Source organism: Aequorivita sp. Q41, assembly GCF_039831855.1.
Classification (GTDB): Bacteria; Bacteroidota; Bacteroidia; order Flavobacteriales; family Flavobacteriaceae; genus Aequorivita.
This window is the reverse complement of record NZ_JBDPMS010000001.1, coordinates 1601906-1608820: the sequence shown is the minus strand read 5'-3', so window position 1 is coordinate 1608820 and position 6915 is coordinate 1601906. Positions and strand designations below refer to the sequence as shown.

Annotated in this window: 6 protein-coding genes and 1 tRNA gene; 2 read left to right on the top strand and 5 right to left on the bottom strand. The window is 34.7% G+C overall.

Annotation, left to right across the window (positions count from 1 at the left end; genetic code table 11):
• Positions 1-389: 389 nt before the first annotated feature.
• Positions 390-462 (bottom strand) — tRNA-Met (locus ABJ955_RS07335).
• Between the two features lie 176 nt (positions 463-638).
• Between ABJ955_RS07335 and ABJ955_RS07330 the strand changes: the two genes are divergently transcribed.
• On the top strand, positions 639-2210 hold the full coding sequence (locus ABJ955_RS07330; protein ID WP_347373946.1) for a hypothetical protein: 1572 nt from the start codon (positions 639-641) through the stop codon (positions 2208-2210).
• Between the two features lie 5 nt (positions 2211-2215).
• Here the strand turns inward: ABJ955_RS07330 and ABJ955_RS07325 are convergent, their stop codons facing one another.
• Positions 2216-2398 (bottom strand): CPXCG motif-containing cysteine-rich protein, encoded by a 183-nt coding sequence (locus ABJ955_RS07325; RefSeq protein ID WP_347373945.1) that lies wholly within the window; start codon positions 2396-2398, stop codon positions 2216-2218.
• A 61-nt stretch (positions 2399-2459) separates the two neighbouring features.
• Positions 2460-4373: an ABC-F family ATP-binding cassette domain-containing protein gene (locus ABJ955_RS07320; protein ID WP_347373944.1), complete on the bottom strand. Its 1914-nt coding sequence runs from the start codon at positions 4371-4373 to the stop codon at positions 2460-2462.
• Between the two features lie 59 nt (positions 4374-4432).
• Between ABJ955_RS07320 and ABJ955_RS07315 the strand changes: the two genes are divergently transcribed.
• A complete protein-coding gene (locus ABJ955_RS07315) occupies positions 4433-4831 on the top strand; it encodes a DUF983 domain-containing protein (protein WP_347373943.1) in 399 nt (132 codons plus the stop codon).
• On the opposite strand, the gene ABJ955_RS07310 is transcribed toward ABJ955_RS07315, so the two are convergent.
• Positions 4828-5880, bottom strand: a complete 1053-nt coding sequence (locus tag ABJ955_RS07310) for an FAD-dependent oxidoreductase (RefSeq protein ID WP_347373942.1) — start codon at positions 5878-5880, stop codon at positions 4828-4830. The genes ABJ955_RS07315 and ABJ955_RS07310 overlap by 4 nt on opposite strands.
• Before the next feature lie 113 nt (positions 5881-5993).
• Positions 5994-6893: a gliding motility protein GldN gene (gene gldN / locus ABJ955_RS07305; RefSeq protein ID WP_347373941.1), complete on the bottom strand. Its 900-nt coding sequence runs from the start codon at positions 6891-6893 to the stop codon at positions 5994-5996.
• Positions 6894-6915: the final 22 nt, after the last annotated feature.

Sequence of the window (6915 nt, the reverse complement as noted above, 5' to 3'; positions counted from 1 at the left end):
AAAGGTTTTATTAAATAGCGGGAACAGCTCCGAAGCGTCGGAGGAACCTGTGACTACCTATTTTGAAAATAAAAAAACCGCTCAAATTCCTGAAAGGTTTTATTAAATAGCGGGAACAGCTACGAAGCGTCGGAGGAACCTGTGACTACCTATTTTGAAAACAAAAAAACCGCTCAAATTCTTGAAAGGTTTTATTAAATAGCGGGAACAGCTCCGAAGCGTCGGAGGAACCTGTGACTACCTATTTTGAAAATAAAAAAAACCGCTCAAATTCCTGAAAGGTTTTATTAAATAGCGGGAACAGCTCCGAAGCGTCGGAGTAACCTGTGACTACCTATTTTGAAAATAAAAAAAGGCTCCACATTTCTGTGAAGCCTTGATTTTACTAGTAGCGGGAACTGGACTCGAACCAGTGACCTTCGGGTTATGAGCCCGACGAGCTACCTACTGCTCTATCCCGCGATATGGAATTTGCAATATCCCTTCTTTAGCTTTTAACTTTCGGTTCATAATGCCGACAGAAATATTGGACTGCAAAGATACGAAGGATTTTAAATACCACAAGAAAGAAACAGCGATTTTTTTTAAAGTATTATTAAAATTCTTTTTTCAGAAAAATCTTTACTTATCTTTAAATTGTGAATAGACATTTCAAAAAAATAGCATTTATAATTATTACGCTTGGCGCCATTTTTATAATCGCTACAGTTTCAATAAATATCATTCTTAAAAACAAGCTTGAAGTCTTTATCAACAATCGTTTACCTGAAAATATGGTGCGATCGTACGACGCCCTTACTGTGGCATCTTTTGAAGGCTCGCTTAACATCACTAATGCTTCTCTCATTATAAAAAATAAGGGAAATGGCATAAAGCACACCTTTATAAATGTTGAAAACTTAAAAATAACCGATATAAGTTATTGGGATTATCTTATAAATGGCGAAATAAATATAGAAAGCATCTCCATAGACAACCCTACAATGGCTTATTATAAGGATCGAATAAAGCCTAACAAAGACTCGATTAGAAAAGGAATTTTTGAAATCTACAAACCTATTAACATTGATAAAGTAATAATTAATAACACCAAATTTGCTATTTATGAAGAAGGCAAAGATTCTACAAAGCTCTACACTAAAGGGTTAAGCATTGAAGTTGATGGAATTAAAATGGATGCTAAAACCCATCTAAATAAAATTCCCTTTGAGTACAGTAATGTTAAAGCAAAAAGCGACACTGTTTTTGTTAAAGTAAGCCCTTTTGAAAACCTTACTGTTAGAGATTTTTCAATTGAAAACAACACCGCAATTTTCGACAATTTAGAATTAAAAACAAAGTATTCAAAAAAAGAACTGTCTAAGGTTATTGCCATAGAGCAGGATTATTACAACCTAACACTAAAATCACTTTCGGTTGAGGATTTTGACTTTGGCTTTAATCACAATCGTTTTTTTGCAAAAAGCAAGAAAATTTCTTTAGCCACACCTTCTTTAGAAGTATATCGTGATAAACTAGTTGCCGATAACAATAAGCCAAAATCATTGTATAGCAAAATGTTGCGCAACCTACCTTTTGACCTTACTGTTGATTCCTTAAAAATTTTTGATGCCAAAATTAAATATGAAGAAAGAGTAAAAAAGGAAAATATGGGTGGCACCCTAAATTTTGAAAAATTAGAAGCAGCTATTTCTAATGTAAGTAACACCTACAAAGAACCTATAAAAACCACCATAAAGGTTAATGCAGACTTTATGGAACACACACCAATCGCAATAGACTGGGAGTTTGATGTTCAAAATAAAAATGACCAGTTTCTTTTTAAAGCTAACATAGGCCCTCTTGTAGCAGAGAAAATGAACAGCTTTACAGAACCAAACTTAAAAGTAAAATTGGAAGGAAACACCACTAAAACGTATTTTACAATTGATGGAAACAACGATACCTCAACCATTGATATGAAAATAAACTATTCTGATTTTGAGGTTTCCATTTTGCGGAAAAACGGAAAAGGAAAAAATAAATTTCTATCGGCAATTGCCAATATATTTTTATCAAAAAATAGCGATGCTAAAAACACTAATTATCGCGAAGGAATTGCCACTGCTACACGCGACAAAACCAAATCAGTATTTAATTTTTTATGGATAAATTTGAAAAATGCACTCATCAAAACTATGCTTGGAGGCAATAAAAATGACACCCATTAGCTAAACTACTGCTCCATACTGTTAGCTGAAAAACCAACTAATTCATTAGCTTCAAAAGACACTTCAAGCTCGATAGGATTGCAGCAAACTTCACAATCCTCAATATATTTTTGAAATCGTACAGAAGGGTCTAAAAGCATTGAAACTTCTTCCCAGCAATAAGGGCATTGAAAGTAATATTCGATCATAGTTTTAATGAAAAAAAACAATTTCAAATAACTAGTGAAGTTTTCACCTATAAATAGGGGATTATGAGAGTGATTCTACAGTTTCTTGAAGCACTTCCCACTCTTCCATTAATTTTTTGAGTGTTTTCTTTTTTTCTTGATATTTATCAAAAAAGTGTGGTTTTGCAATAGTTTCCTCATAATTAATCAGTAATTCGGTGTCTATTGTTGCAATTTCTTTTTCCAAAGAAGCTATTGAAGATTCCACATTACTTAGTTTGTTTTTTACTGATTTTAATTTCTTCTGAATTTCATATTCTTCACCGGCACTTCTTTTTTCCTTTACACCTGAAGCAACTACGGTGCGTTTTTCAGCTTCGCGAAGATTTTGAAGGTTTCGTTGCTCTAAGAAATAATCAATATCGCCTAAATATTCTTTAATATGGCCATCCTTAAACTCATATACTTTATTAGTTAAGCCTTGTAGAAAATCACGATCGTGAGAAACTAATAATAAGGTGCCCTCAAAACTCTTCAAAGCGTCCTTTAAAACGTTTTTAGATTTTATATCTAAGTGGTTTGTAGGTTCATCCATCACCAAAACATTGAAAGGCTGCAGCATCAATTTCGCTAAAGCCAATCGGTTCCGTTCCCCTCCACTAAGTACACGAACATACTTTTCAACTTCATCGCCACGAAAAAGAAACGACCCCAAAATATCACGAACGCGGCTTCGGTTTTTCTCATTTGCGGCATCAATCATTGTATCTAGGACAGTTTTAGTACCATCTAAATAATCCGCTTGATTTTGTGCGAAATACCCTATCTGTACATTATGGCCTAAATCTAGCTTTCCATTATACTCAATTTCTTCAACTATTATTTTTGCCAAAGTAGATTTTCCTTGCCCGTTTTGCCCCACGAAAGCAATTTTGCTCTCACGCTCCACCAAAAGGTCTACATTATTCAATACTTTTTTATCACCGTAATTTTTTGAAATATTTTTGGCTTCAATCACTACTTTTCCTGGGGTTATTGAAACAGGAAAACGAAGTGTCATCACACTATTATCATCTTCATCAACTTCAATTCGGTCTATTTTGTCCAGTTTTTTAATTAGCGACTGTGCCATGGTTGCTTTACTGGCTTTGGCACGAAATTTATCAATCAGCTTCTCCGTTTGCTCAATCTGCTTTTGCTGATTTTTCTGGGAAGCAAGCTGCTGTTCTCGCAATTCATTGCGAAGCACTAAATACTGCGTATACGGTTTGTTGAAATCGTAAATTTTCCCAAGTGAAATTTCAATGGTACGATTGCTAACGTTATCCAAGAACATTTTATCGTGCGAAACAATCACAACAGCGCCCGCATAATTTTTTAAAAATTCTTCCAACCAAAGAATAGATTCAATATCTAAGTGGTTTGTAGGCTCATCGAGCAGTAAAATATCATTGTTTTGAAGCAGAAGTTTTGCAAGCTCAATACGCATACGCCAACCACCAGAAAAGGTTTCAGTAAGCTTGGTGAAATCCTCACGCTGAAATCCTAATCCTTGAAGAATACGTTCTGTTTCACCTTGATAATTATAACCTCCGTGAATTTCGTACTGATGCTGTACGTCGTTCAAATCAACCATCAGCTGATTATAACGCTCACTTTCGTAATCGGTACGCTCCGCAAGTTGTACATTTATTTCTTCAAGTTGTTTTTCTAATCTTTTTATTTCAGTGAAAGCTTCGTACGATTCTTCCAAGACAGTTCTCCCCTTTTCAAAATCTATATCTTGTTTTAAAAAACCTATGGATATTTCTTTGTCGGTAGCAATCTGCCCTGTATCATATTCCTGTTCTCCGGAAATAATTTTCAATAATGTAGATTTGCCCGCACCATTTTTACCTACTAAACCAACACGGTCTCCTGGTTTTAATTGAAAGGTGATTTTTTCGAACAAATAGTCGCCTTGAAAGGAAACCGAAAGATTGTGAATATTGATCATGTAAAAGGACTAAAATTTTTGCAAAGATGCTTATTTTTGTGGTGCTAAAAAAACCCAATATGGAATTCCTCAAAAGCAGTAAACTTTATAGCATTTTCACAAGTAAATGTCCCGTTTGCCATAAAGGCGATATGTATTGTGAAAGCAATCCCTACAAGATTTCTAGCATAATGGACATGCATGAAAACTGCAGTAATTGTAATAAAAAATTTAAAATAGAACCGTCTTTCTTTTTTGGAGCAATGTATGTAAGTTATGGGGTTGGTGTTGCAATTGCTGTTGCGGCTTTTATTATCGCATATTTTTTTATTGGGCTAGACAGAAATTATTCTTTTTTAGCAATTATTTTAACCTTAGCAGTGTTATTTCCGCTAATTATAAGAATTTCTCGTAATATTTGGATAAATTTCTTCGTAGATTATGATGAAAATGCCGCGAAGCAAACACATAAAAATTAAGCCCATTTAAGGGTTCTTCGGATGTCAATTTCATTTGACAAAGGATTGTTTTCTTCTAAATAAGTATAGAGTATTTCAGATAGTAACGGCGCCATAAAAAAGCCGCGTGTACCTAAGCCATTATAAAAAACGAGTTTTGGATTTTCATCTAAGCAGCCAAGCAAGGGACGATGATCGCGGGTGGTTGGACGCACACCAACGGTTTGTGAAACAACTTCAAACGGGCAATTAATAACTGTCTTTAGTTTTGAAACAATCTCTTCTTTTGCAATTTCTGTAGCGTTTAATGAATAATCATCTCGGCTATAAGTTGCGCCAACTTTATAGGTGTCATTCCCCATGGGAATAACATATACAGAACCTTTCAAAAGAACCTCAAGGCTTAAGTTTTTTGCTTTAATAACAACATATTCACCTTTGTTTCCCACAATTGCAGTGTTGGGAAAAAAAGGATTTTCAACTACCATAGCCCCCTCAGCAAATATGATTTTTTTAGCAGAAATATTTTTATAAACCACTTTGTCTTCTTGCTGTTGAATCATTTCATATTGAAAACCCTCTAATAGAAGGGAATCTATATGTTGCAAGTGATTTTTATAGGCAGAAAGTAAATTTGTTGGGGGTATCTGTGCGGTACCTAAAACTTCTCCAAATCCAAAGGGGGCTTCAATAGCTGAATTTGTATTTTTTAAAAAATCGGTAGAAAGAAAATGTTGCAATTCTTTTTTATCGCTGGCTACGGTCCAATTGTTTTGTTCTTCTACATTTTTAAATATTCTTAAAATTGGTGTTTCTTCAAAAACATTAAATTGAAGCTTGTCTGAAAGTTGATTATAAAATTTTAGAGCAGCAGGATAAAAGCTTGACGCATTCCAAGCCGCTGTAAAGCGTTTAAGCACCGTTGGGTTAAAAACACCCCCGGATTTTGCTGTCGCTCCAGCCTGACCACTATCAATTACCAAAAAGCTTTTGTTGTGTTTTTGTAGTTGCTCGCACAAACTTATTCCCGCAATTCCAAGACCCACAATTATATAATCTACCTTCTTCATCTTTAAAATTGAATTTTCAAATATACCATTTCAATAGTTGCATCAATAAAAAACCCTTCAGTTTCCATAAGGGAACTTGAAGGGTTTTCTTCAAAGTATGGATTATTAACTAATTAATAATTCCACAAATCTATTTCAATATTTCGTATTTGTTCTTTAATTCTTTCAGACTCTAACAACTGCATTAATGCGTTATCATTGATGTAATCTTTTACATCTCTATCGCCTTGAACGTTATCTTCTTTATAAATAACTGCATTAAAACGTCTAGAATTTAACAAATGATCGTATGATATTGGTTGTGAGGTATTCTTTCTGTTGAAGGCTTTTGCTTCGTGTAATGCTTCTCGAGCACCTGGAAACCAAACCCAAAATAGTTCAACTTTAGAGTCAAGACCATCTTCTGGATACGCTTTTGCACGCGCTTCATTTGCAACTGGACAAATTCCCAACATTCTGTATTTAAGTTCCCCTTGACGCTTATCTAAATACCAATAGCCTCTAATATGCCATTCTTCAATATCACCAGCATCCAATGAAAAGCGACGCACATACTGTGGGTCTACAGTTCCCTCGGCATTGTATTGCTCAATACCAAGATCGGTAGTGTCGCTATACACCAAAGAAGCTTCAATGTCTTTCAAAGTACGCTTTTCAGTAAAATATGAATCTGCATACACACTTTCAATTTTTCCGTTTTTAATGTTTTTTACCAAAACGTCATAAAGAGAGCGTCTGTCTGCACCAATGTTGTTTGTATCGATAGGGTAATACAAAGGAAAGTTCACTCTTTCATCAAGATCAATTATTTCCCATGTAGTTTTAGACCACAACACATCCCGCTCATCAGTGTAACCATATGGTAATGGCTCATCATTATCATAGGCAATCTGTGCTTCTGTCTTTTTGCCTACCTCCTCTGGGGTTTTTGCATTCAGGATGTTTAACTGTGCGTTTGCAGCAGTAGCCATTCCGAAGCCAAAAACAAATAAAACAACATTTTTAAAATTCATACCGATAGGGTTTTATACAACT

Excerpts from the sequence above, each read along its gene's own strand:
- ABJ955_RS07325 (WP_347373945.1), bottom strand. The coding sequence starts at position 2,398 with ATGATCGAATATTACTTTCAATGCCCTTATTGCTGGGAAGAAGTTTCA.
- ABJ955_RS07320 (WP_347373944.1), bottom strand. The coding sequence starts at position 4,373 with ATGATCAATATTCACAATCTTTCGGTTTCCTTTCAAGGCGACTATTTG.
- ABJ955_RS07315 (WP_347373943.1), top strand. The coding sequence starts at position 4,433 with ATGGAATTCCTCAAAAGCAGTAAACTTTATAGCATTTTCACAAGTAAA.
- ABJ955_RS07310 (WP_347373942.1), bottom strand. The coding sequence starts at position 5,880 with ATGAAGAAGGTAGATTATATAATTGTGGGTCTTGGAATTGCGGGAATA.
- gldN (WP_347373941.1), bottom strand. The coding sequence starts at position 6,893 with ATGAATTTTAAAAATGTTGTTTTATTTGTTTTTGGCTTCGGAATGGCT.